Genomic DNA, 25463 nt, shown 5'->3' with positions numbered 1-25463 from the left:
AAATCTGCGATGCTCTTCTCGGACTGGATTCCGCGACTCCTCTCCGGAGATTCCCGATGCGCTGGCGCCTCCTGGCCGCACTCCTGGCTTGTGCCATCCAACCCGCCGTTGCCCAGGATCCCGTCGACGCCGACATCCTGTTGACCGATGGAATCCTTCACGACGGCTCCGGGGCCGCGCCTCGAATCGGGAATGTGGCCCTGCTCAAGGGCAAAATTGTCGCCGTCGGCGAGTTTCCCGTCGGCAAAGTCGGCTGGAAGCTCGATTGCAAGGGCTTGGTGATCGCTCCCGGCTTTATCGACCTCCACTCCCACAGCGACGGTCAGGTCATCGACAGCCTGCTCCGTTCGGGAACGAATTACCTCATGCAGGGCTGCACCACACAGGTGACCGGCAACTGCGGTTTCGGTCCCGTGGATGTCGGCGACTACTACCGGACGATTGACGCTTCCGGAGCCGGGACGAATATCGCCCACCTTCTGCCGCAGGGAAACCTGCGAGAAAAGGTCGTCGGCAACGTCGACCGGAAGGCCAGCGAGGAAGAGATCCAGCAGATGCGAGATCTTGCGGCTAAGGCGATGCAGGACGGCGCCTGGGGCATGACGACCGGCCTCATCTATGTCCCCAGCGTCTACGCCAACACCGCGGAAATCACGGAAATCGCCAAGGTCGTTGCGGCGGCCGGGGGCATCTATGCCAGCCACATCCGGGGCGAGGGCAAAGAGCTGCTGAATTCGGTCGACGAAGCTCTGCGCATCGGTGAAACCGCCGGCTGTCCGGTCCATATCTCCCACTTCAAAGCCTCCGGCCAGGAGAACTGGGGGACGTTACGGCTCGCTGCCGAACGCATCGCACAGGCTCGAAAAGCCGGCCGGGCGGCCACCGCCGACCAGTACCCGTACACGGCTTCGAGCACCTCGCTTGAAGCGACCGTCGTTCCTACCTGGGCCCGGTCGGGAGGTTCGAAGGCCCTCATCGCCCGGCTGGACGACCCGGAGACCGGTCCGAAGCTCCGTCAGGAAATCCAGCAGGACCTGGAGCGTTCCCGCGACGGCGCCGCGATCTTCATCGCCCGCTATACGGCGAAGCCGGAATGGATTGGCCTCGACGTCAAGCAGATCGCGGAGAAGGAATCCCGGACGCCCCTCGAAATCACCGAGGAAATCTGCCGCAATGGCGGAGCTGCCGTCGTGAACTTCTCCATGAGCGAAGACGACGTCCGTTTCGCCATGCAACTTCCCTGGGTCGCCACCGCTTCCGATGGCCGCAATTACCTCCCCGGCCCCGACAAGCCCCACCCGCGCAGCTACGGCACCTTCTCCCGCAAAATCGGACGCTACGCCATCGCCGACGGCGTTCTGCCTCTCGAACAGGCGATCCGCAGTTGCTCCGGACTCCCCGCCGACATCCTCGGCTTCAAGGACCGCGGTTATCTGAAGGCCGACTACGCCGCCGATGTTGTCGTCTTCGACCCGCAGCAGTTCCGCGACCTGGCGACGTTTGCCGAACCGCATCAGTACAGCCAGGGGATGCGTTATGTTTTCGTGAATGGCCGGCCGGCCGTCTACGCGGGGCAGCCGACCGGCGCACTGTCGGGGAAGCCTCTCAAGCACCCGGCACCGCAGCCATGACTCCGTCACCGTCGTCAATGGTCGCTCCGTCACGGCCGCCGCGATTTCTGACGCAGCCGCCCAGGCTCCTGGTCAGCGTTTGTGACGCAGATGAAGCCCGCGCCGCGCTTGCCGGCGGGGCCGATATTATTGACGTGAAGGACCCCGCCCAGGGGTCGCTCGGCCGTGCAACTCCGGAGGCTTGGGCCGCCATCGCCGCCGCGATACCGGCAGGGATCCCTCTCAGCCTCGCACTGGGTGAATTGCGGGAATGGAGCCCGACCACTCCCATTCCCAACATTCCCGCGCAAGTCCGCTGGCTGAAGCTGGGCCTTGCGGGCATGCGGGATCTCACGGACTGGCGGACCACCTGGAGCAGTCTGCGAACCCGCTTCGAAGCGGCGTGTCCAACCCCCATTGGCTGGGTCGCCGTGGCCTATGCAGACGCCGATATCGCCGAAGCTCCGCCGGTGGAGGACATTGCGCGGGCCGCCATGGAAACCGGCTGCGCCGGTTTTCTGATCGATACCTGGTCGAAAGGAGGTTCCGGTCTGGTGGAACTTGGAGTTGATCGTCGTCTGAGGTCGATCCTGCCAGAGTTAGGCCAGCAGGGACTGTTCACCGCATTGGCGGGGAGTCTGCGTCCAGTGGATGTCGCGGCGGTCGCGGGGTGGGGGGCGGACATTATCGCGGTCCGGACAGCCGCATGCGAAGGGGGCGTGCGAACCGGCCGGGTCTCCCAGGAGGCAGTGCGAAGTTTGCAGCAACGTCTGAGTCTGTCAGTGGTTGCGAGGCCCCGATAATCCATCGGCGACAATCTACGTCGCAGATTTCCGAATTCGCCGTCCCAGGCGATCCCTTGACCGGAGCCGCATGAAAGCCTAAAGTTTGGACCGTAACGACAGCCCCGCCAGCGGGGTGGATCGTTGCCGTGATCGGACGATTAGCTCAGTTGGTTAGAGCGCCACGTTGACATCGTGGAGGTCACAAGTTCGAGTCTTGTATCGTCCACTGGGAACCCTCAGACCCCCCTGATTTCAGGGGGGTTTTTGTTTTCGGGGGGGGGGCTGCGGATGCGGCGGCCCCGTCGGACTTCGATCTGATCGCATGGTCGAGATCTCCAAGTTCTCCGCTGCAGCCAGTTTCGAGTGTGCCGATTCGATCGCAAAGACGTCGATCCGAGACTCCGTTTCCGGATGAAAATCGTTGTCGGTGCTGACGAACAGCAGGCGACGACCGTCCGGAAGCGTACGGCTGAGCGCAAGCCCTTTGGTTTTCTAGGGGAGATCCGTACTCGCAAGTCCTCACCGCGGGTGCAGGAGATCAATCAGCCAGGTCTTTGCGGCCGGAAGGACTTCGGGCGGCAAATCTCCTTCGGTGATGTTGCGCTGTGGATCGAGCGGAGTTGCGTCCGCCAGCTCGATCTTTGCAATCCGCTTGAACCTGGCCGCCGTCCCCCCCCTGCCGTCGCGCTCGATGACGAGGACCTCGTGGTCGTTGACTGCCTCAATTTCATTGAGGCCATACGATGGCGATTCGAGGAGACAGGCGTATTGTGCGGTCCGACCATTCACGCGGTCGATGGTCGGGAGCCGGACGAGCGATCCAGCCCGCTTCAGACCCGAATCCAGAGCACCATCCTGCAAGAGCGGCCCCTGCATCAAGGCGACCAGCGTCCGTCCATCCGGCGTCAGCGATAATCCTTCCAGCCCGCGGTTCGACTGGCGCCCCCGTCGATTGTGAGGAGGCGGTTCCTCGGCCGGAGTCGCTCCCGGTCGGTCGATGGTATAACCGGCGGGGAGCGGCCGATCGCGTGTCCAGTGCCCTTTGCGATCGAATTCCACAATCGACGGGCTATATTCGTCGGCAATGATCGCAGTCCCTTCCGGCGTCGCACGAATGGCTTCCGGATCGAATCGAAGGGGATGACGTGCTTCGCGAGGAGCAAAGGCCGCGGCCAGACCGATCAGCGGTGCGCTCTTCCTTCCAAAGTGCAACGTCGTCTCGGTCAGCTCGCAATGAACCGGCGTTGCTGCGGCCTGGTTCACTCGAATCGTGACCGCGTGAAACCGGCAGCGGTCGCTGACCGCACCGTCGCCGGCGCCGCGGTCAGGGACCATCACAAACTGGTCTCCGTCGCCGGTTCAGGCGATTCCAGCCCCCAGGCCGACAAGTTGATCGTGGGCGGAGCCGTCCTCCAGCGTGCCTGACAGTCCGGAACGCAAGTCGGTGGAGGTCTTGAGGCCGGAAGTCCGCGTCGGAAAGGAAACGGTCACCTCAATGACCGCCTCGATGAGCCCGGCCTCCAGCAGACATTGCAGCCCCGCCTCTTTGATGGCTCGCAGCGTCAGGGGCTGATCCGTCCACTCGTCCGGAATCTGGAGCAGCAGCTTGAAGGACGCTCGCTCCAACGGTTCCAACGGTCGATTGCGAGCCGTCGTAAGAGGACTTCGGCGTTTCCTCGATCGGGCAGTGTGCGAGATCAGCCGAAGACTGAAGGCCCGGTACGACGAATCGACGCAGTATCCGGTCCGTTTCTTGCATCTACCGCCCTGCTGATTGACGGAGCGTCGCTTTGACCTCCAGATTGCACATCAGCAAACAACTGCGAATTCGGCGGTCCAAGGTGTGGTATGATGAAACCGCCTCAACGATCATTCCACCACTCAGCGAGAGTCTATGCTCATCCGCGTCGGCTGCGAACTCGAATTCGCGTTTCCAGAGCCCACGGCCCTGATCCTGATGCTCAGCCTGCATCCATTGCGTGCGCCGACGATTCGGCAATACGAGCAATTGCAGGTCGATCCGCTGGTTCCGCTGACTCAGTACTTCGACCAGAATGGCAATCGCTGTCATCGAGCCGTCGTCCCCTCGGGACGGGTCACGTTCCGCAATTCTGCGGTCGTCGAGGACTGCGGGTTGCCGGATCTGCAGGTCCCGAATGCCCCCCAGATCAACGTTCAGGATCTGCCGCAGGAAGTCCTGATGTTTCTTTTGGGAAGCCGCTACTGCGAGGTGGACAGCGAGTTGAATCAGTTCGCGTGGTCTCAGTTTTCGCAGGTCCCGGCGGGATGGCCGCGAGTCCAGGCGGTATGCGACTTCGTCCATCGGCACATTCGCTTCGACTACCAGCAGGCGCGGTCGTATCGGACGGCGCTGGGGGCCTTTCACGAACGGACGGGCGTCTGCCGGGACTTTATGCACCTGGCGATCACGCTGTGCCGCTGCCTGAACATGCCGGCCAGGTACTGCACCGGCTATCTGGGAGACATCGGCGTTCCTCCGGCGGGGAGTCCGATGGATTTCAGCGCCTGGTTTGAAGTGTTTCTCGGGGGCCAATGGTACACGTTTGACGCCCGTAACAATGTTCCCCGCATCGGTCGCGTCCTGATGGCCCGCGGCCGCGATGCCGCCGATGTGGCGATGACCACGACGTTCGGCGTCAATCAACTGCAGTCGTTCAAGGTCTGGGCCGACGAAGTTCCGGCTGGATCGACTGCCGCGAGGTAGCTGGTCTGCGACGTCTGTGACATCCGCCGGGCGTGATGCTGCGAGAGAATTCCGTGATGGATGTCTGGTACTTTGCCTACGGGAGCAATCTGTTCCGCGAACAGATGATCGAGCGGACCGGCGCCATCGGCCACGTCGACCATCCGCCCCGGGTCGCACGACTTTCCGGCTATCGCCTGGTCTTTCAGACGCTCGAGGAAAGCGGCCCCGCGTTCGCCAATATCCGCCGTTCGGACGACGAAGTGCATGGCGCAGTGTATCGCTGCAGTCCGGCGCATTTCAGCAGGCTGGATGAGTATGAGAGCGGATATGAGCGACTCGCGATTTCGGTCTGCGACGAGTACGGCGAATTACTGGATGCGGTTGCGTACGTGATCACCCCCGCGCAGCCGGCCCGCTTCGGCCGGCCCGGCGACGAATATCTGGAGCGGATCGTCACCGGTGCGAGACAACACGGTCTGCCGGAATCCTGCATCGAGAAGATCATCGCCGCTGCGCGGGGTGAGAGCCTTGAGACGTGATCACATACGGCCTGCGCCGACTGGTGCATTTCCGGCGTTGCGACAGGCTACTTTCGCTTGGTCTCTCGCACTCCGGGCGATTCGGAAAAGACGAAGAGGAGAATCTCTTCGCCGGTAATCGTGCTGATGTCGTGGTGCAGGCTGATCGGTTCGAGCCCGGTGATTTCCTTGATCATGGCTTCCATGCCGGGACGGGCCGTTTCGATGAGTTGCGTGCGGACCTCCTTCAGCAGGTCGCGCCCCTTTTCGGGTTTGAGCGTACGGACCAGTTGCTGTTCGGCGGCGGTCAGCACTCCCTGCAGTCGGACCAGCAGCATGTCGCCGATCAAGTGGGTGCGAATGTCTTTCGGTCCGCGCCCCATATATTCTTGCTCGAAGCGGGCGATCGCACTGCAGACCGCGGCCTCAATCTCGCCAGTCGTCTTCAAAACGTGTGCTCTCCACGGACAATCGGTTGTTGCAGGATCTGAGACCGAGCCGACCAGTGCGACGCAGCTCGGCCAGTTCAGAATTGAGGTCGAGCAGGCAACCCCGCCGGCCACCAAGTCCTGGGCGTCACAATAGCATGCCGTTGGAAGCAAACTTGAGAAGATTTGCGGAATCACTCGATTTCTCCCTGTGATTTCGCAGTGGCCAGGCTATCATGTAGTTGTTGGCGAAGGGCCTGCTTGATCAGGCTGCTTCGGCGACACATCGGATGACCAGAGAAAGCGCAGTCCGGCCAGGTTCGGAAGGCGCGTTCAGCAGTAAGCCGACGCGGTGAAGTCCTTTTTCGAAGGGCTTCGCCACGTCGGCTTTTTTCGTTCGCTCCCGGAAGATATTCGACCAGCGAACTTTTCTACATCGTCGGAGACGTCTCTTGATCGCGTCCGCCAAAGACAATGGTTCCTTCTCTTGTGGCGCGTTTCTGCCACGAATTGCCGCCACGTTGCATCAGCGTCTGGGGCGGCGTCGGCGAGTCCGATTGCTGGCGCGGCTGATTCCGAGCACTGCACCAGATCACTGCGCCAGTCGGTCGACGATGGGATTGATCGCAGGTCCGCCTTCGGGTCGGTATCTGCTGGCGACTGAGAGTAAAGGTCTCTGAAGCCCGCCTCGGCGAGTCTCGGAAGGTTGACTGCGATGGACGAAGAGACGACCCGAACGATGGCTCAGCAGGTGGCTGCCGCCGTCGCAATGTTTCAGACAGAACGGACCGGCCATGCTCCGAAAGCCGTGACGGTCGTGCTGAGCAACGACACGCTGGTCGTGACGCTCCATGCGGCGCTGTCTCCGGCGGAGATCGTCCTGTCGCAGACTGCCGACGGAGCCGGCAAGATTCAGGATTATCATCGCAAGCTGTTCAACACCTCCGTGTCGACGTTGCGGGACGAGATTAAACGCATCACCGGAGTCGCAGTCCGCGAAGCGGCTGCGGAAGTTGAGACGACCACCGGCGCTGTCGTGCATGCCTTTACCAGCGGCGAGATGGTGCAGGTCTTTCAAATGGCCGGGACGATCTCGGTTAAGGACTGGGACGGCGTCGGATTGTCGTCTGAAGCGTGAAGTCCCGAGGCGACTTGAGCGACCCGCTCGGGGAGGGGGCCGCCCAGGGACGCAGGAAATCCTGTTCGTGACGGCGCGAATGCCGATCACCCGACGATTCACACCGAAACATCGGTCGAAATCGCCGTCAGGCCACGGTCCCGATTGTCGGCGTCCGGGCCTGCGGTCTACACCTCTGGAAGTGAATCCATGAACAAGTTTACGACGCTGCTGATTGTGGTTGCGGTCGTTCTGGTGGGAGTCGGCTTTTATCGAGGCTGGTTCGTTCTGTCGAGCGGACAGCAGGCCGGGAGCAACAAGGTCGACGTCAACCTGACTGTCGATACGGACAAGGTCAAAGAGGACGCCGCCAAAGTGACTCCTTCAAACTAGCTGAGCCGGCGAATCGTCCCTTCGTCAACTTCTGAAAGGAGCATTCAAATGCTGTCCACCATTCTGATCGTGATCCTGATTCTGATGCTGCTGGGTGCAATGCCCACCTGGAATTACAGCCGCAACTGGGGGGCCGCCCCGAGCGGCGGCATCGGCCTCATTCTGCTGATTCTGATCATCCTGGTGCTGGTCGGTCGCATCTGAGCAGCCGGGCGGTTGGCGAACCATTCGAACCCGGACTGATTCTCCGATTCAGATTCAACTCGGGCACTCAAATCAGCGAGGTCGCAGATGCTGGTTCTGACGAGAAAGCTGCGGGAATCGGTGATCGTCGGCGGGGACGCCTCGGCTCATCGCGAGCTGACCGTGACCGTCCTGGAGATTCTTGGCGATCGCGTGCGTCTCGGCATTGAAGCGCATCGCGACGTCCAAGTGCATCGCTGGGAGGTCTGGGAACGGATCCGCCAGGCTGCGGTTCAGGTCCCGGTTCCCGTTCCGAACGGTGTGATTCTCAGGTCCGTGACGAAAGCCTCCTTCATCCCGGACCTGAACGGGCTTGATCGGAAGGTCGATCGCGCTGCGGCTCAGGACCTGCGAGGGGTTGTGGCGATCGACGACTGAGTTAACCCCGTGCGATCTTTCGCGCGACACGTTTCGATGCCCCGCTTCTCGGCTGGCGGATTCGTTCCCCACCGGGAAGCGCACTTACCCAGTTCCGTTTCGCGTTTCGCTCAAGGAGGTTTCTCCATGTCTCGCTCATTGATCTCTGTGTTTGCCGGACTCGTCGCCGCCGTCTGCCTTTCGTTCGCCACCAGCGACGTCGAGGCCCGCGGCGGTCAGCACTATGGCCGTGCCAACTGCGGCCAGCCGACGAACGTCTGCGGCAGCCAATCTGGTTCCTGCGGTTACCGGCAGAACAAGTCCTGCGGGGAGCGATATCGCACCTGCGGGCGGCGACACAACGGCTGTTACGCCCGGCAGAATTCCGGGTGTGCCGGATATCAGCAGGCCGCGGGCTGCGCTCCGGTCGCGAACTATGCCATGCCGGCAACCTGCAGTGCTCCGGTCGCGGCGGCTTACTGTGCGCCGCAGGCCGCGAGCTGCGCCGCCCCCGCCTATTACGCTCCGTCGCCCGACGGCTATGTCGCGCCTCAGCCCCCGATGGCGAACGCCCCGGCGCCTGCGCCGGCGATCTGAGGACGTTCGAGGCCCTATCGTTCCAGCGGCCGCCGCGAATCGGCGGCGCTCAGCACAGGAGATCAACATGCTCAAGTCTTCAATTCTATCTAGTGCCACTTGCCTCGCGCTCTTTGGTCTGATGCTCGTTCCCTCTGTGCCAGTACGCGGACAGGATCGACCGAAGCCCGCTGCCAAACGGCCTGCACCAGCCGCGGCCCCGCAGGCGGACAAGGCAACCGCTCCGAAGGCCGGCACGCTGCCGGAGGAACAGCCGGCGGCCGCGACGCCGCCCGTCTCGAAAGAGCAGGCAGCCGACGAAGAGGCGATCCGCCAGGCGAACGAGTCGTTCGCGAAGGCGTACGCCGCCGGAGATGCAAAGTCCGCCGCGGCTCACTTCACCCCCGACGCCGAATACGTGGACGAGCTGGGGAATGTCTTTCAGGGACGCGCCGCCATTGAGGAGACGCTGACGGCGTTCCTCGCCGAGAACCCCGCCTGCAAGCTGGAGTTCAATGTCGACACGATCCGGTTCATCAGCCCCGGCGTCGCGGTCGAAGATGGCAGTACGGCGATTACTCTCCCGGACACTCAGGTGTCGGCGGAAAGCCGATACACCGCCGTCCACGTGAAGACGGACGGCAAGTGGCTGTCGGCCAGTGTCCGCGATCACGCGCCGAAAGATCGCCGCCAGCATCGCGCCCAGCTCGAACAGCTCGACTGGCTGCTGGGCGATTGGGTGGATGAAGGAGACGACTCGATCGTCGTATTCAACTGTGAGTACGCGGACAACGGCAACTTCCTGGTTCGTAATTTCACCATTCTGGTCGCCGGACAGGAAGCGATGGCCGGGACTCAGCGAATTGGCTGGGATCCGCTGACGGGCAAGCTGCGCACCTGGATCTTTGACACGGAAGGTGGCTATGGAGAGGGACTCTGGCATCGGAACGGCGACGACTGGGTGCTCAGGTTGACTGGAGTCACTGCTGATGGCGAGCCGGCGTCCAGCACGAGCGTTTACACGTTCGTCAACGAACACACGATGACCTGGCAATCGCTCGATCACGAGATCGCCGGTGTGCAACTGCCGGACAGCGAAGTCGTCACGATCGTGCGACAGGCTCCGGCCCCCGCGCCGGTCGTTGCGAACGGCAAGAAATAGCCGAGAGAAACACTTCGCGAATATTCGGTCGGGTTGAACTCCCGACTCGAAGCGCATCACTCAATCGGAGAGTCCTGTTATGAAACGAACTTTGTGGAGATCCGCAGTTTTCTGCGGTCTGGCGCTTTCGATCAGTTCCTATGGTCAGTACGTCACGGGAATCAGCGGCGCTGGCGGGGCCGCCGCTGCGGCTGAGGGTGACCAGCGTGGCGGTGGAGATCGCGGCGGTGGCGGACAGCGAGGTGGCGGTGGCCAACCAGGCGGCGGCGGGCAGCGAGGTGGTGGTGGTCAACCTGGCGGCGGCGGGCAGCGCGGCGGCGGCGGTCAACCTGGCGGCGGCGGACAGCGCGGCGGCGGCGGCCAACCGGGTGGAGGTGGTCAGCGTGGAGGAGGCGGTGCGCCGCACATCAGTGGCGGTCGCGTTCAGGCTCCCTCAGGCGGCGGACGCGTCCAGACGCCAGGCGGCGGTCGTGCTCAGTCCCCTGCCGGCGGTGGTCCGAGTCGGGGTTCCGTGGGTGGAGGGACGCGCCAGCCGTCGATCGGCGGACAGCCGCAGGCCATTCATCGCGCCCCGACGTTCACGCGCCCCAGCCAGGGCAGACAACCCGGAGTCGCCGGTTCGCGACCGACGGGACCGCAACGCGGTGACGCAAATTCGTTCCACCCCGGCAACGCGGGCGGCGGACGTCCCGGCGTGACGGCCGGCCGGCCCGGCCCTCAGAACAACAACATCGGCGGCCGGCCCGCGATGCAACGCAATGACATCCAGCCCATGCGAATCGGCAATCGGCCGTTCGATGGAAACACCGTCAATTACAACAACCGTCAGTTCCATGTCGGCTCGAACTCCTATCGGCCGTCGTACTACCGGCATTCGGGATACCACGGCTACTGGAATGGCAACCGCGGCTTTGCAGGGAACTCAGGATATCGCTTCGGCGGTCCGCGTCTGGGCGTCGGAATCGGACTGAACTCCGGCTACGGAGGCTACAGTCCCGGCTGGGGCTGGGGACTGGGCAATGCCTACGGCTGGGGCGGGTACGGCGGTGGGTATGGTGGCTACGGCGGTTATGGCTATCGCCCGCTCGGGTGGGGGCTGGGCGGCTGGGGACTCGGATCGCTGTACTACAACAGCGGCTATCTGGGGTATTCGAATCCGTACTACGTCGTCGGAGGAACCACGGTTTACAACTATGCCCAACCGATTCCGGTCTCCTACACTGTCACGTCGGACGCGGGACTGAATGATCCGAACTCCGCCGACGAGGTTTTGAACAACGCGGTCGCGGCATTCCGCCAGAACGACTACGACGCGGCGCTCGACATCGTCAACAAGGGAATTGCTCAATACCCCGACGATGCCGTGTTGCATGAGTTCCGCTCGCTCGTGCTGTTTGCCAGGCAGGACTACCAGCAGTCGGCCGCGACGATCCACTCGGTTCTGGCAGTTGGTCCCGGCTGGGACTGGACGACGCTCAGCAGCATGTACTCCAGCGTCCCTGTCTACACCGAACAACTGCGGATGCTGGAGGCATTTACGACGTCCAATCCGCAGGACGCCGCCTCGCGGTTCCTGCTGGGTTATCACTACATGAGCTGCGGGCATCCCGATGCGGCCGCTCGACAGTTTCAGGTGGTCGTCGATTTGATGCCGAACGACCGCGTGGCGGCCGATCTGCTGAGGCTTGTCGCTGCACCGCAGCCGGGAGAGGCCGCTGCGGCGCAACCGCCTCAGGCTTCGACTCGGCCGGCTCCGCAGCCGGTCGATCCGGCGACTCTGGTGGGAACCTGGAAGGCCGCCCGAAGCGATGGCTCGAAATTCGGTCTAGTGCTCACGGACGATCAGAAGTTCACGTGGAGCTTCGCCCAGAAGGATCAGGCGGCACAAGAGTTTGGTGGAACGTACTCCGTTGAAGGCAACGTGCTGGCCCTCGAACGCAAGGACGGCGGCTCGCTGATCGGCGAGGCGACACCCGGCGGCGATGGAAAATTCAACTTCAAACTGCTGGGGGCGCCCGACGACGACAGGGGGCTGGACTTCAGCAAGTAACGATCGGGACGCGAAGCGTCCGGAAGGAGCCATTCGAGATGTCGAGGACCGGCCTGGTGTTTCTGATCGCGGCTCTGGTTGCGGCCGTCTTCGGCTTCGGCGCGGATGCGCCGCCCGCCTGGACCTGGGAGAAAGGCTCGTCCCTGCTCTTCCTGGTCCTGGCGGCGGCCTCCTTCGTCGGCAGCACCCTGAGGGAACCTTCTCTGTTCTGGGAAGTGCTCAAAGAGTTCCGCGGCAGTCATTCCCGAACATTGATCCTGAATCCGATCCACGAAAGAAAATGCGATGATCGAAACAACGCACGTCGCTCATGACCACGAGGACGTCACGCGGGAAGACCTGGTGGCGTTGCTCAACGAGGACCTCGCCGGCGAGTACCAGGCGATCATCTCTTATGTGATTTACTCGCAGGTGATCCGCGGCCCGCAGTACATGGCGATTGCCGCCGAACTGGAGAAGCACGCGGCCGAAGAGCTCGCGCATGCTCTGATCATCGCCGGTCAGATCGACTATCTGGGAGGGGAGCCGCTGGCGGTTCCCAGGACCGTCAGGACCTCGATGATCGCCGAAGAAATGCTGCGGTTCGATCTGGAGGCCGAAACCGAGACGATTGTCCGCTATCGCCGGCGCGTCCGGCAATGCGAAGCGCTGGAAGAATACGCACTCGCCGAACAGATCCGGGAGATCCTCGTGCAGGAACAGGACCATCTGGTGTCTCTCGCGACGGCGCTGGGAATCGAGACCCCCGATCCGTCCCGGTCCGATGCGGCTTAAGGCCCCGCTCGGGGGTTTACTCAGACGTCGCCAGTCAGCAGGAAACACAAGAGGTACGAAATCGGGCCGGTCAACATCACCATCGCTTCGACAAGGAACACAACATGCTGGTTTTGATCGCGGACTCCGACCAGGCCTTTCGCGAAGCTCTGCGGTACCACCTGTGGGACTGCGGTCATGAAGTGGATCTCGCGGCGGACGGACTGGAGTGCGTCCGGGTTCTGCGCGAGTTCGAACCCGCGGTGCTGGTCGTCGATCGCAAGCTGCCGTGGGGCGGGTGTGAAGGCGTCCTGGCCGCAATTCAGTCCGACCGCCTGATGACTGATATCGCGGTCATCATTATCGGAAACGAGCTCCGCGAGCAGCCTCCCGAACTGAAGACCTCGAACACCGTGGCGTGGATCTCGAAGTCTTCGCAACGCGGTGCAGCGCTGGAGCAGATCTCGGCGGCGATCGCCGCCGAGCGGTTCGTCGACGTTGCTTACGACGACCACTGACGGTCGCCACGGACGGCCCCCGTCAAACGAATTCAAACGCATCCAGTCCGGACAGAACCTCCTCTTTCAGAAAGACCGAATCATGGCGAATGCAACGATCGCTCCCGGCGCCAGTCGTGAAGAATGGACTCAGGCGGGCGGCAAGGCAGGGGACGCCGCCGCTGCGGCCGGCGAAATGGCCAGTCACGCCGCCAGTGCGGTTGGAGCGATGGCCAGGCAGGCCGTCACCGGCATCGGCCAGCAGGCCGACGACCTGACCGCCCGGGCCGGCAGCGAGATCGAACGGCTGGGCGACCTGCTCAGCGAAAACACGCCGCACGACGGCATGCTCGGAACGGCCTCGCAGGCCGTGGCGCACTCCGTTCAGCGTGGGGGCCGGTACCTGGAAGAGGCCAAGCTCTCAGGAACCTCGGCCATGATCACCGAACTGGTTCGGCAGCATCCCGTCGCAGCGATCTTTGCCGGATTCGCAGCGGGATTTCTCGTAAGCCGCGCGCTGAGGGACTGAGCATGGCCGACGACGTTCCTGCAACAACGGTCGAAGGTCCGGTGACCGGCGAAGCCGACATGGCGTCGCTGGTGGCCGGCATCATCGACGATTTCCGGGCGCTGGTCGTCCAGCAGGTCCGGCTCATTCGGCAGGAAATCGCCGCCAACCTGCGGCTGCGGCAGGCGGCGACTGCCGTCGTCGCCATCGGCGTCGCGCTGGGGCTGCTTGCCGCCGGACTGCTCTGCCTGAGCCTCGTGCATGGACTGCACTGGCTGACGTGTCCCGCCGGGACTGATCCTGCGTGGCTCCCGCTCGGAGCCTGTTACGCCATCGTCGGCGCGGTGCTGTCGGTACTGAGCGCAGCACTAATTTGTCTGGGACGGCTGCGGCTGCGGTCCTTTCCGAGCTGGAACCATGTGGCCGACGAACTCATTCAGGAGACCGCGTTGTGGACGACGACCTCGCAACCATCCGCAGCCAGATGAATCAGACCCGCACCGATCTCTCGGAGAAACTCGAGTCGCTCGAGAGCCGCGTGTCGGACGGAATGCAGTCGACCGGAGCGGTCGTTGCCGACACGATGACCAGCGTCCGCGACGCAGTGCAGTCGGTCAGCCAGACGCTGGATCTGCGGAGGCAGGTGCAGCAGCACCCGTGGCTCGCCGTCGGGGCGTCTTTTGCCCTGGGCTGTCTGGTGGCGCGGCTGTCGTCGTCAAAGGCAAGACAGACCGTCGACGTCGATCGACCGACCGGCGCATCGCCCCAAGACCGGCTCCCGACGAGCGCCGGCTTGTTCGGTTCGCTTGCCGGCGTGCTCCGGGACGCGGTCGCCGTGGCACTGCCGTTGGCGCTGAATCGCGTCTTTCCGCAGTCGCCGGCGCAGACTGCGTCAACCGAAGCAACCGCACCGGAAGCGGCGAACATCCCACTGGCCGCGCAATCACTACCCGGCCCAGGCCGGCCGTTGAATCGTCAATTCGGCACAGCACGTTCTCTTTGAGGAGCACTGACCATGAACTGGGAACAGATTTCGGGCCGCTGGAAACAATGGACCGGCAAGGCGAAGCAGAAGTGGGGCAAGCTCGCCGACGATGACCTGACCGTGATCGCCGGCAAGCGCGATGAGCTGGCCGGGCTGCTGCAGGAACGCTACGGCTACGCCAAAGAGCAGGCGGAGAAAGAGATTGACGAGTTCGTCCGCGAACTGAAGCTCTAAACCGGGTCCAGATCACCAGCAACGACACACGGAGCCCAGCCGCGCCCGCAATGTGCGAACGTGGCCGTTCTCCGCAAAATCACAAAGAAGGCGATTCACAATGATGAAGTCAACATTTGCAACTCTGGCGGCGATCGCACTGACGGCCCTCGCGGGCTGCACGCAAGGGACGCCGGGCGGGCCGGGCTCGACCGGCAAGGCGCCGGCCTATGGACAGACCGAAGACACCTTCAATCTGACGGTCCCGATGCTCTCGTCCTCGCTCCAGCAGGGCGCGCAGGCCGACGCCACGGTCGGCATCAAGCGGGCCAAGAACTTCGACGAAGACGTGACGCTGAAGTTCTCGGACGTTCCCAAAGGGGTGACGATCGAGCCCGGCAATCCCGCCATCAAGCACGGCGAAACCGACGCGAAGATCGTCTTCAAAGCCGGCGACGAAGCGCCGCTGGGCGATTTCCAGATCAAGGTGACGGGGCATCCGACCAAGGGGGGCGACGCCACGGTCGAGTTCAAGCTCACCATCGCCGCCAAGGACACATTCACGCTGAGTACGCCCCGCCTGTCGACCTCCGTCAAACAGGGAACTGCGCAAACGGTCTCGATCGGCATCTCGCGCGACAAGACGTTCGACCAGGACGTCGCCCTGAAGTTCGGCGACCTGCCGACGGGCGTGACGCTGGAGCCGGCCGCTCCAGTGATCAAAGCCGGCGCCGCCGAAACGCAGATCACGCTGACAGCCGCGGACGATGCGGCCCTGGGCGACTTCACCATCAAAGTGACCGGCCACCCCGCGGAGGGCGCCGACGCGGCCAATGAGCTGAAGCTGACCGTTGCTGCGAAAGAATAGTCGGCGCCTTTGGCAAGGAGCTCGGTCGACGAGCCCTGGCTCGATCGCGCGAACTCTGTTTGAACCGCGCCCCTGCCGATCGCGGCGGGTTTCCCAACTCTGGAAGGACCGTTCCCATGCTCTGGACGATTTTCGTCGTACTGATGATTCTCTGGCTGCTCGGCGTCGTCACAGCCAACACGCTCGGCGGCTTCATCCATCTCCTGCTGATCATCGCGATTGCGGTCGTGCTGATCCGCGTGATTCAGGGGAGGTCTCCGGTCTGACCGGTTCGTTCGGACGGTCCCGGGGCGTCGCAGTAGTTTGCGATCCGGGGCCCCCGAGTCGTCATCTCTTGATCGTGAGGAGCGAGCAATGAGCATCGGAAGCATTCTGAGCTGGATCGTCTGCGGCCTCGTCGTCGGAATCATCGCGCGATTCCTGGTTCCGGGACGACAATCCATGAGCCTGGCGCTGACGGCGATGCTGGGAATTGTGGGCTCCCTTTTAGGCGGTTTTCTATACTCGCTGATCCGCGGATCAGCGGCGGTCCCGTTCTCGCTGACCGGTCATAACTGGTACGGATGGATCGTCGGAATTCTCGGTGCAGCATTGCTCGTGTGGATCTATCCCCAGGTCTATCCGAGAAAGTGGTGGCAGTAGCCGGGAACGAAGCGGCCAGCGCCGGCGGAAGTCGCCGGAGCGGCATCGCTGCGGCGTCCTGACTCCTGTGCTCCTGAAAGCCTGCCCTTGCTGCCCGTCTGGAGAGCCACGTTGAAATTGAAGCTGAACCGCAAAGTCCTGCGTGACGGTCTGAAGCGATTGCAGTCCAGGATCGGAGTCGACGGACTCTTTCGCGATTTCGGCGACGATCTTCCGCTCCGCTCGGAGCTGTTCAATGCGTCGCAACTCGAAGCCCATGCCGAAAGTCTCGCGAACTGGCATCAGATTGACGCCCATCCGGGGCCCGACCGGCTGCTGGCCCGTCTCGCATCGAACGAGCGCGTTCTCCTCGAGTCCTATCAGCTCGTCAACACTGCGGTCGAACGGAAACATCGCATCTCGCCCGCTGGCGAGTGGCTGCTCGACAATTTCTACTTGATCGAAGAGCAGATCCGGACCGCCAGGAGGCATCTGCCAAAACAGTACAGCCACGGACTACCGCGTCTGTTCAACGGTCCGTCGGCCGGCTATCCGCTGGTGTACGATCTGGCGCTGGAACTGATTTCCCACGTCGACGGACGGATCGATGCCGAGCGACTGCGCACATTCATCGCAGCTTATCAGCTTCGGCGACCGTTGACGCTCGGCGAGCTGTGGGCTGTCCCGATCATGATCCGGCAGGCGCTGATTGAAAACCTGCGGCGCGTCGCCGCGCGGGTCGCCAAGGAGACCCTCGCGCGCACGGCCGCGCGCGAATGGTCGGAGCAGTTGATCGCGTGCGCCGAGAAAGCCCCACATCGGCTGATTCTCCTGGTAGCCGACATGGCCCGTCCCAACCCGCAGCTTTCGTCGGCCTTCGTCGCGGAGACGACCCGCCGTCTGCAGGGACACAGCTCCACGTTCTCCGTGCCGCTGACGTGGATCGAGCAGCGACTGGCCGAGCAGGGACAGACGATCGAGCACATGGTTCAGGCGGAGGGCCAGCAGCAGGCGATCGATCAGGTCTCCATCAGCAACAGCATCGGCAGCCTCCGCGAACTGGAAGCGATTGACTGGAAGGACTTCGTCGAAGCGCTCAGTCTGGTCGAACAGACGCTACGGACCGATCCGGCGAACGTTTACCGGCAGATGGACTTTCAAACGCGCGACCAGTATCGGCGCGTCGTCGAAGTCGTTGCAAAGCACAGTCCGCTCAGCGAGCAGGACGTGGCAAGTCGGGCCGTCGAACTGGCCCGGAATGCCGCGAACAAGGACGGAGTCGCCCACCGCACGGCCCACGTCGGCTACTACCTCATTGATGGAGGTCTGAGCGACTTCCGGCGAGCTTCCCAGCGACGGCCGTCTTTGCGGATTTCATTATCGCGGATAATGGCAACTGTGGCACTGCCGGGCTATCTGGGAACAATGTTTCTGCTGGCGGCGGCGGTGACCGCCGGGGTCCTGTGGCTGACCGGCCTGCACGGCGCCAGCGCATGGGTCGCAGGGCTGCTGTTATTCTTCGGCTCCATGCAACTGGGGTCGAGCATCGTCAACTGGCTGACGACTTTGATCGTCCCGCCGCAACGGCTTCCGCGTCTCGACTTCTCACGCGGCATTCCGGCAGAATATGCCACTCTGGTTGTCGTCCCGACCATGTTGACCAGTCCTCGGGGAATCGGCCGCCTGCTGGAAGGACTGGAAGTCCGCTTTCTGGCCAATCGCGACGAGACTCTTCGCTTCTGTCTGCTCACGGACTTCGGCGATGCCCCGCTGGCAGAGCTTCCTGAAGATGCTGCATTGCTGGAACTGGCCAGCGCGGGGATCGACGAGCTCAATGCCAAGTACCCCGCCGGCGCTGATGACAGTCTTTTTTTTCTCCTGCATCGTCCGCGATTGTGGAATCCGCAGGAGCAGGCCTGGATGGGGCGCGAGCGCAAGCGAGGAAAACTCAGCGACCTCAATGCGCTGCTGCGTGGCGGATCGCTCGCGGCGTTCTCGCGGATCGTCGGTCGCAATCCGTCGTCGCTGACCCGGATGAAATTTGTCATCACGCTGGATACCGACACGCTGCTGCCGCGCGATGCGGCTCAGCAACTGGCCGGCACGCTGGCCCACACGCTGAATCGAGCACGCGTCGACGAAATGCGCAAAGTCGTCGTGGAAGGCTATGGCATCCTCCAGCCGGGCGTGGCGACGAGCCTCGATCAGGACGGCCAGTCGTGGTTCGGACGGCTGAACTGCGGAGAGGTCGGAGTCGATCCCTATACCCGGTCGACGTCGGATGTCTATCAGGACCTGTTCCGCGAGGGTTCATTCATCGGCAAGGGGATCTACGACATCGACGCCTTTGTCGCCACGATGGAGCGGCGGTTCCCCGACAACCAGATCCTCAGTCACGATCTGCTCGAAGGCTGCTACGCTCGATCCGGACTCTTGAGCGACGTCCACGTCTACGAGTCGTATCCGGCTCGATACAACACGGATATCAGCCGCCGGCATCGCTGGATTCGCGGCGACTGGCAGATCGCTTCGTGGTTGCTGCCGGTCGTTCCCGGTCCTGATGACTGCACACAGCGGAACCCGCTGAGCCTGCTGTCGCGGTGGAAGATTCTCGACAATCTGCGCCGCAGCCTGGTTCCCGCCGCGGTCATGCTGCTGCTGGTGCTGGGCTGGATGCTGTGGCCTCCCGCCTGGGTCTGGACCGCAGTCGTTGCAGGAATCGTATTGATTCCGCCCATTCTCCAGTCAATTGTCGCGGCGGTCCGCGCCAAAGGGGATTTCACCCGGCTGCAGCACCTGTCGCAGGTCATTCGAGGCGCCGGGGTGAGCTTTGCGCAGGCAATGCTGAGCCTGGCGTTCCTCCCCTACGAAGCGAGCGTCAACCTGGACGCGGTGGTCCGGACCGTCTGCCGCATGCTGGTCACGCGCCGGCGGATGCTCGAATGGAAAACCGCCAACGATGCTGAGCGCGATGGGGACTCCAGTCTGAAGGGAAGCTACCGGGCGATGGCGATCGCGCCCGGCATCGCAATCGTCATGGCGGTCGTTCTGGCGATCTGTCAACCGGCCGCGCTGGCCGCCGCCGCTCCGCTGTTCGTCTTGTGGCTGGCGGCGCCGTGGCTCGCCTGGTGGCTGAGCCGGCCTGGCCGTGAAGAGGATCCTCGCTTAACGACATCCGAAGTTGTGTACCTGCATGGAGTCGCGCGCAAGACCTGGCACTTCTTTGAAACATTCGTTGGCCCCGAGGATCACTGGCTTCCTCCCGACAACTATCAGGAGCAACCGGTCGGCACGGTGGCGCACCGCACATCTCCGACGAACATTGGCGTCTCTCTGCTTTCGAATCTGGCGGCGTCGGACTTCGGATACATTCCCGTCTCTCAATTGCTGATCCGCACGGCCCACACGCTGCAGACGATGGATCGACTCGAGCGATATCACGGGCACTTTCTCAACTGGTATGACACGCAGACGCTGCAGCCGCTGTTTCCGAAGTACGTCTCAACCGTGGACAGCGGCAATCTGGCCGGGCACCTGCTCACTCTGCGGAGCGGTCTGCTGGAACTGCCCGACCTGCCGATCCTCTCCCCAGGGCTGTGGAGCTCGCTGGAGATCGCCCGGCAGGCCCTGCGCGAGATCTCCGGATTGAAGTCGAGCGCCGGGATCCGCGTCTCTCTGAATCCTCTGCTGGAGCTGTTGGAGCGGACCGGCCGCGACCGGCCGAATTCGCAGAGTCTCATCGCGGCTGGCGACCTGCTGCGGGAACTGGCGACCGCCGCGGCCGAGCTGACTGATAACCGCTCGTTCCCCTTGCCAGCCGCGGCGACCCCGTGGCTGCGCGATCTGGAGCAGAGTTGTCGGACCCACCACGCAGATCTGCTCGTCATCGCGCCCTGGCTGGCCCACTCGGCGTCCGGGCTCGATCTCGCCCGCTGCGGAGCTCCTGAGCTGTCCGACCGGTGGCTCTCCCTGCAGGCGCTGCTGCAGCAACTCGATGACGGGCCGACGTTGATCTCGACGATTCGGACGACGCAGCAGCTCGAACCGGTCCTGGACGCACTCCTTGATGCGCTCGCGGACTCGCCATCGGACAATGATCGTACGGGGCGGGAGTGCCTCCAGGAGTTGCGCCAGTGCCTTGATGACGGTCGGGAGCACGCCGTGAAGCGGTTGCAGACCATTCAGGAACTGGCCGGCGCCTGCAACGAGTTTGCGGACGTCGAGTACGATTTCCTGTACGACTCGTCTCGACGGCTGCTGGCAATCGGATTCAACGTCAGCGAACGCCGTCGGGACGACAGCTTCTACGATCTGCTGGCGTCGGAATCGCGACTGGGGAGCTTTGTGGCGATCGCCCAGGGGCGACTCAAGCAGGATCACTGGTTCGCTCTGGGCCGGCTGCTCACCACATCGCACCGACAACAGATGCTCCTTTCCTGGAGCGGCTCGATGTTCGAGTACCTGATGCCGCTGCTGGTGATGCCCACTCATCGGCACACACTGCTCGACCAGACGTACCACGCCGTCGTCGAACGACAGCGTCAGTACGGCCGGCAGCGAGGCGTTCCCTGGGGGATCTCCGAGTCGGGATACAATTCCACCGATGCCCATCTGAACTATCAATATCGCGCCTTCGGCGTTCCGGGACTGGGATTCAAGCGGGGCCTCGCTGACGACCTGGTGATCGCCCCTTACGCCACGATCATGGCACTCATGGTGGCGCCGCGTCCGGCGTGCGCGAACCTGCAAGCAATGGATGCTGAAGGCTTCACGGGAGAGTACGGATTCTACGAAGCCGTGGACTATACCCGCTCGCGACTGGCGCGCGATCACACGCATACCGTCATTCGGTCCTATATGGCTCACCATCAGGGGATGAGCCTGCTGGCCCTCGTCTACCGCCTGCTCAACCGGCCCATGCAGCGACGATTCGCCGCGGACCCGCAGTTTCAGGCGACAATGCTCCTGCTGCAGGAACGGATTCCGCACGTGGCGTCGTTCTATCCTCATGCCACCGAAGCGACCGGCGCCCGCGACCCGGCCGGCGAACTCCAGACGCAGATGCGCGTCTTCTCGACGCCGAACACGTCCGCCCCCGAAGTGCATCTCCTTTCCAACGGCCGCTACCACGTGATGGTCACCAACAGCGGCGGCGGCTACAGTCAGTGGAAGGGCCTGGCCGTCACCCGCTGGCGTGAAGACGCCACGCGCGACAATGCCGGATCGTTCTGTTACCTCCGCGACGTCACCTCCGGCGCGGTCTGGTCGACGACGCATCAGCCGACGCTGGTCCCCAGCAAGGGATACCACGCCATCTTCTCGCAGGCGCGGGCCGAGTTTCGACGCCGGGATCACGACATCAAGCTCCACAGCGAAATTGCCGTTTCGCCCGAAGACGACATCGAAATCCGTCGCGTGACGCTCACCAACCGCTCCAAGATCTCGCGGACTATTGAATTAACCAGCTATGCCGAAGTCGTTCTCGCCCCCCCTGCGGCTGACGCGACGCATCCGGCGTTCTCGAACCTGTTCGTGCAAACCGAAATCATTCCGGAGAGGCAAGCCATCCTCTGCACCCGGAGACCGCGCTCGCACCAGGAACAGCCTCCCTGGATGCTGCACCTGGTGGCCGTCCGCGGTAATGCGGCGGAGGAACCGTCCTACGAAACCGATCGCCTGAAATTTATCGGTCGACGCCACAGCACCCTCGATCCCGAGGCCCTGCAGCAGGCCGGGAGGCTCTCGAACACGGCCGGACCGGTGCTCGATCCCATTGTCGCCATCCGGCAACGCCTGACGCTGGCACCCGATGAGACGGTCTCGGTCGATTTCGTCACAGGCATGGCCGAAACGCGCGAAGCCGCACTGCCGCTGATCGACCGGTACCGGGATCGCCATCTTGCCGACCGCGTCCTGGAAATGGCCTGGACTCACGGGCAGGTCGTACTCCGGCAGTTGAACGCCACGGAGGCGGACGCGCAACTCTACGGTCGGCTGGCCAGTTCCGTCGTCTACATGAACGCGGCCCATCGCGCCGTTCCCACGGTCCTTGCGAAGAATCAGCGAGGGCAGTCCGGCCTGTGGGGGCACGGCATCTCGGGCGACCTGCCGATCGTGCTGCTCCGCATCGGACGGACCGACCGAATCGCACTGGTGCGGCAGCTCGTCCAGGCGCACGCCTACTGGCGGCTCAAGGGGCTGGCGGTCGATCTGGTGATCTGGAACGATGGAGATGCCGGGTATCGCCAGGAGCTGCAGGACCTGATCATCGGTCTTAGCTCTGCCGGGACCGACACACCCGCGCTCGATCGACCGGGCGGAATCTTCGTTCGCCGGGCCGAGCAGTTGAGTGATGAAGACCGTATTCTGCTGCAGACGGTGGCGCGAGTTGTGATCGTCGATTCGGCAGGAACGCTCACTGAACAGCTCGAACGCCACGTCCGGTCCGATCTCAGAATTCCCGAACTCATTCCAGTCCGCCGGCCGGAAGTTGCCGCCATTCCGGAACCCGCACCTCCCGTCAACGATCTGCTGTTCTTCAACGGCTTCGGCGGTTTCACTCCCGACGGCCGCGAGTACGTCATCCGGATGGCTCCCGGACAGATCTCCCCGGCCCCCTGGGTCAACGTCCTTGCGAATCCGCACTTCGGCACCGTCATCTCCGAAAGCGGCGGCGCCTACACCTGGGCCGAAAACGCCCACGAGTTTCGCTTGACCCCCTGGCACAACGACCCCGTCACCGATGCCTGCGGCGAAGCGTTCTACCTGCGCGACGAAGAGAGCGGCCAGGTCTGGTCCCCGATGCCCCAGCCGATCGCCTCAAAGACGTCGTACGTTTGTCGGCACGGCTTCGGTTACAGCGTCTTTGAGCACACCGAACACGGCATCAGGAGCGAACTATGGGTCTACGTGGCGACCGACCTTCCGGTCAAGTATGTGAGGCTGAAGGTCTTTAACATTTCCGGCCGAACGCGCCGCCTGTCGACGACGGGCTACGTCGAATGGGTGCTCGGCGAAATGCGCAATCGGGGACTGCTGCACGTCGTTACCGAGATCGATCCCCACTGCGGCGCCCTGCTGGCACGTAACCCCTACAGCTTCGAATTCGCCTCAAAACTCACCTTCTTCACCGTGTCCGAAGCCACGCGCACCGTCACGGGCGACCGGGCTGAATTCCTCGGTCGCAACGGCAGCACGGCCCGACCAGCCGCCATGAAGCGTCAGCGACTGTCGAACAAAGTCGGTCCGGGCCTCGATTCCTGCGGAGCCATTCAGACCTCGTTCGAACTCGCCGATGGTCGCGAGCGCGAGGTCGTCTTTACGCTCGGCGTCGGGCACGACATCGGCCACGTCCGGCACCTCGTCGACAACTTCCGCAGCCCCGAAGCTGCACGCCGGAAACTCGACGAAGTCTGGCAGTTCTGGAATCACACCCTGGGAGCCGTGCACGTCGAGACTCCGGATCCCGCGGTGAACTTCCTGACCAACGGCTGGCTCCTCTACCAGACCCTGGCGTGCCGCTTCTGGGCGCGGAGCGGCTATTACCAGTCGGGCGGGGCCATCGGCTTCCGCGACCAGTTGCAGGATGTCGCGGCTCTGCTGCACGCCAAGCCGCAGCTCATCCGCGAACATCTGCTGCTGTGCGCCGCACACCAGTTTTCCGCCGGTGACGTCCAGCACTGGTGGCATCCTCCGGCCGGTCGCGGCGTCCGAACGCACTTCTCCGACGACTTCCTCTGGCTGGCTCTGGTGACCTGCCGCTACGTCACCGGGACAGGCGACACTGGCGTCCTGGATGAGATCGTTCCGTTCCTGGAAGGACGCTCTGTCAATCCGGAAGAGGACGCCTACTACGACCTGCCGACAAGGTCGGAGGAATCCGCGACTCTCTACGAACACTGCGTTCGCGCCATCACTCGCGGGCTGTCGTTCGGCGAACACGGACTGCCGCTGATCGGCGGCGGCGACTGGAACGACGGCATGAACCTCGTCGGCGAACAGGGCCGGGGCGAAAGCGTCTGGCTCGCCTTCTTTCTGTACGAAATCCTGGGACGCTTCGCCGACGTCGCCCGCTCACGGGGCGATGAGCTGTTCGCCGAGCGGTGCCAGGTCGAGGCCGCCCGGCTGCAGGAGAACATCGAGCAGCACGCCTGGGACGGCGAATGGTACAGGCGGGCGTATTTCGACAACGGCGAGCCGCTCGGATCCGCCAGCAATGCCGAATGCCAGATCGATTCGCTGCCTCAGAGCTGGTCGGTCCTGTCCGGCGCCGGCGATCCCGAACGCTCGCTGCAGGCCATGCACGCCGTCAACCAGCGCCTCGTCCGCCGCGATGACGATCTCATCCAGCTCTTCGACCCGCCGTTCGACAAATCGCACCTCGACCCCGGCTACATCAAAGGCTACGTCCCCGGCGTCCGCGAGAACGGCGGACAATACACCCACGCCGCCATCTGGACCGTCATGGCGTTCGCCAAAATGGGAGACCACCAGCGCGCCTGGGAACTGTTCTCAATGATCAATCCGGTCAATCACGCCTCAACGCGCGACAAAATCGCCACTTACAAGGTCGAACCTTACGTTGTCGCCGCCGACGTCTACGCCGTCGCACCGCACATCGGCCGCGGCGGCTGGACCTGGTACACCGGCTCGGCAAGCTGGATGTACCGACTGATCCTCGAATCGCTGCTGGGCGTGAACCTGGAAGTCGACCGCCTCCGCCTCACTCCCTGCCTGCCTCCCGACTGGAAGCAGTTCACGCTGCACTACCGCTTCCGCGAAACGCTCTACCACATCACGGTCCTGCAGCCGGAACCGTCATCGGCCGTAATACGCGTAACGCTGGACGACGTCGGCCTGGAGAGCGTAACGATTCCGCTGGTGGATGATCACCGCGAGCACCAGGTAACAGTATTGCTGGGGTGAGCCGAAATTACGCAGGGCGTCCTGCTCCCACCCGAGTTGACTCAGACGACGAAGCGGCTACGTGCTGCCGCTCCCGATCGTTGACGGGGGTGAAACTGCGATTCTGGCGCTTGAAGATAGCGACGAAAGTAGATCTCGATCCGCATC

At 63.3% G+C, this 25463-nt stretch carries 25 protein-coding genes, 1 tRNA gene and 1 pseudogene; 24 read left to right on the top strand and 3 right to left on the bottom strand.

Annotation, left to right across the window (positions count from 1 at the left end; genetic code table 11):
- The first annotated feature begins 56 nt into the window (after positions 1–56).
- The 3 genes from SH412_RS17925 (at position 57) to SH412_RS17915 (ending at position 2621) form a co-directional block, all read left to right on the top strand.
- The gene (locus SH412_RS17925) at positions 57–1631 is read left to right on the top strand and encodes an N-acyl-D-amino-acid deacylase family protein (RefSeq protein ID WP_336519379.1); all 1575 of its coding nucleotides are present in this window, start codon (positions 57–59) and stop codon (positions 1629–1631) included.
- Positions 1628–2413: a (5-formylfuran-3-yl)methyl phosphate synthase gene (locus SH412_RS17920; RefSeq protein WP_336519378.1), complete on the top strand. Its 786-nt coding sequence runs from the start codon at positions 1628–1630 to the stop codon at positions 2411–2413. Before SH412_RS17925 ends, SH412_RS17920 begins: the two co-directional genes overlap by 4 nt.
- Before the next feature lie 134 nt (positions 2414–2547).
- Positions 2548–2621, top strand: a tRNA-Val gene (locus SH412_RS17915).
- 293 nt (positions 2622–2914) lie between these two features.
- On the opposite strand, the pseudogene SH412_RS17910 reads toward SH412_RS17915, so the two are convergent.
- Positions 2915–3736, bottom strand: a pseudogene (locus SH412_RS17910) (esterase-like activity of phytase family protein); the annotation flags it as partial.
- Positions 3737–3754: 18 nt separating this feature from the next.
- On the bottom strand, positions 3755–4021 hold the full coding sequence (locus tag SH412_RS17905; protein ID WP_336519377.1) for a hypothetical protein: 267 nt from the start codon (positions 4019–4021) through the stop codon (positions 3755–3757).
- A 268-nt stretch (positions 4022–4289) separates the two neighbouring features.
- On the opposite strand from SH412_RS17905, the gene SH412_RS17900 reads away from it, so the two are divergent.
- Positions 4290–5120 carry a transglutaminase-like domain-containing protein gene (locus SH412_RS17900; protein WP_336519376.1) on the top strand — a complete coding sequence of 277 codons (831 nt, stop codon included), beginning with the start codon at positions 4290–4292 and terminating at the stop codon, positions 5118–5120.
- Positions 5121–5176: 56 nt separating this feature from the next.
- Positions 5177–5641, top strand: a complete 465-nt coding sequence (locus SH412_RS17895; RefSeq protein ID WP_336519375.1) for a gamma-glutamylcyclotransferase family protein — start codon at positions 5177–5179, stop codon at positions 5639–5641.
- 47 nt (positions 5642–5688) lie between these two features.
- Here SH412_RS17895 and SH412_RS17890 read toward each other — a convergent pair whose 3' ends face one another.
- On the bottom strand, positions 5689–6069 hold the full coding sequence (locus tag SH412_RS17890; protein WP_336519374.1) for a Na-translocating system protein MpsC family protein: 381 nt from the start codon (positions 6067–6069) through the stop codon (positions 5689–5691).
- Between the two features lie 694 nt (positions 6070–6763).
- Here SH412_RS17890 and SH412_RS17885 point away from each other — a divergent pair.
- The 19 genes from SH412_RS17885 to SH412_RS17795 all read left to right on the top strand — a co-directional run bounded on the left by SH412_RS17885 (position 6764) and on the right by SH412_RS17795 (position 25316).
- Positions 6764–7186, top strand: a complete 423-nt coding sequence (locus SH412_RS17885) for a Na-translocating system protein MpsC family protein (RefSeq protein WP_336519373.1) — start codon at positions 6764–6766, stop codon at positions 7184–7186.
- Positions 7187–7375: 189 nt separating this feature from the next.
- Positions 7376–7558, top strand: coding sequence for a hypothetical protein (locus SH412_RS17880; RefSeq protein WP_336519372.1), 183 nt, complete (start codon positions 7376–7378; stop codon positions 7556–7558).
- 48 nt (positions 7559–7606) lie between these two features.
- Entirely contained in the window at positions 7607–7762 is a 156-nt protein-coding gene (locus SH412_RS17875) for a DUF3309 family protein (protein WP_336519371.1), read from the top strand.
- 87 nt (positions 7763–7849) lie between these two features.
- Positions 7850–8179 (top strand): carbon storage regulator, encoded by a 330-nt coding sequence (locus tag SH412_RS17870; RefSeq protein ID WP_336519370.1) that lies wholly within the window; start codon positions 7850–7852, stop codon positions 8177–8179.
- 126 nt (positions 8180–8305) lie between these two features.
- Positions 8306–8755, top strand: coding sequence for a hypothetical protein (locus SH412_RS17865; RefSeq protein WP_336519369.1), 450 nt, complete (start codon positions 8306–8308; stop codon positions 8753–8755).
- Positions 8756–8822: 67 nt separating this feature from the next.
- The gene (locus SH412_RS17860; RefSeq protein WP_336519368.1) at positions 8823–9896 is read left to right on the top strand and encodes an SgcJ/EcaC family oxidoreductase; all 1074 of its coding nucleotides are present in this window, start codon (positions 8823–8825) and stop codon (positions 9894–9896) included.
- 206 nt (positions 9897–10102) lie between these two features.
- Positions 10103–10594, top strand: coding sequence for a hypothetical protein (locus SH412_RS17855; protein ID WP_336519367.1), 492 nt, complete (start codon positions 10103–10105; stop codon positions 10592–10594).
- On the top strand, positions 10591–11946 hold the full coding sequence (locus SH412_RS17850; protein WP_336519366.1) for a tetratricopeptide repeat protein: 1356 nt from the start codon (positions 10591–10593) through the stop codon (positions 11944–11946). The genes SH412_RS17855 and SH412_RS17850 overlap by 4 nt, the downstream gene beginning before the upstream one ends.
- A gap of 38 nt (positions 11947–11984) precedes the next feature.
- Positions 11985–12260 (top strand): DUF1328 domain-containing protein, encoded by a 276-nt coding sequence (locus SH412_RS17845; protein WP_336519365.1) that lies wholly within the window; start codon positions 11985–11987, stop codon positions 12258–12260.
- Positions 12232–12720 carry a ferritin-like domain-containing protein gene (locus SH412_RS17840; RefSeq protein ID WP_336519364.1) on the top strand — a complete coding sequence of 163 codons (489 nt, stop codon included), beginning with the start codon at positions 12232–12234 and terminating at the stop codon, positions 12718–12720. Before SH412_RS17845 ends, SH412_RS17840 begins: the two co-directional genes overlap by 29 nt.
- 104 nt (positions 12721–12824) lie before the next feature.
- Positions 12825–13217 carry a response regulator transcription factor gene (locus SH412_RS17835; RefSeq protein WP_336519363.1) on the top strand — a complete coding sequence of 131 codons (393 nt, stop codon included), beginning with the start codon at positions 12825–12827 and terminating at the stop codon, positions 13215–13217.
- A gap of 82 nt (positions 13218–13299) precedes the next feature.
- Positions 13300–13725 carry a hypothetical protein gene (locus SH412_RS17830; protein WP_336519362.1) on the top strand — a complete coding sequence of 142 codons (426 nt, stop codon included), beginning with the start codon at positions 13300–13302 and terminating at the stop codon, positions 13723–13725.
- A 2-nt stretch (positions 13726–13727) separates the two neighbouring features.
- A complete protein-coding gene (locus tag SH412_RS17825) occupies positions 13728–14192 on the top strand; it encodes a phage holin family protein (protein ID WP_336519361.1) in 465 nt (154 codons plus the stop codon).
- Positions 14156–14707 (top strand): hypothetical protein, encoded by a 552-nt coding sequence (locus tag SH412_RS17820; protein ID WP_336519360.1) that lies wholly within the window; start codon positions 14156–14158, stop codon positions 14705–14707. Before SH412_RS17825 ends, SH412_RS17820 begins: the two co-directional genes overlap by 37 nt.
- Positions 14708–14719: 12 nt before the next feature.
- Positions 14720–14923 carry a CsbD family protein gene (locus SH412_RS17815; protein ID WP_336519359.1) on the top strand — a complete coding sequence of 68 codons (204 nt, stop codon included), beginning with the start codon at positions 14720–14722 and terminating at the stop codon, positions 14921–14923.
- Positions 14924–15023: 100 nt separating this feature from the next.
- Complete coding sequence (locus SH412_RS17810; protein ID WP_336519358.1) at positions 15024–15770, top strand: COG1470 family protein; 747 nt, start codon at positions 15024–15026, stop codon at positions 15768–15770.
- Positions 15771–15886: 116 nt separating this feature from the next.
- Entirely contained in the window at positions 15887–16036 is a 150-nt protein-coding gene (locus SH412_RS17805; protein ID WP_336519357.1) for a lmo0937 family membrane protein, read from the top strand.
- A gap of 88 nt (positions 16037–16124) precedes the next feature.
- Positions 16125–16412, top strand: a complete 288-nt coding sequence (locus tag SH412_RS17800; RefSeq protein ID WP_336519356.1) for a GlsB/YeaQ/YmgE family stress response membrane protein — start codon at positions 16125–16127, stop codon at positions 16410–16412.
- 117 nt (positions 16413–16529) lie between these two features.
- Positions 16530–25316, top strand: a complete 8787-nt coding sequence (locus SH412_RS17795; protein WP_419555818.1) for a GH36-type glycosyl hydrolase domain-containing protein — start codon at positions 16530–16532, stop codon at positions 25314–25316.
- Positions 25317–25463 lie beyond the last annotated feature (147 nt).

It is taken from the genome of Planctellipticum variicoloris (assembly GCF_030622045.1).
GTDB classification, from domain to species: domain Bacteria; phylum Planctomycetota; class Planctomycetia; order Planctomycetales; family Planctomycetaceae; genus Planctellipticum; species Planctellipticum variicoloris.
Note: the sequence above shows the minus strand (reverse complement) of the source record. Positions and strands in the feature narration are given on the sequence as shown.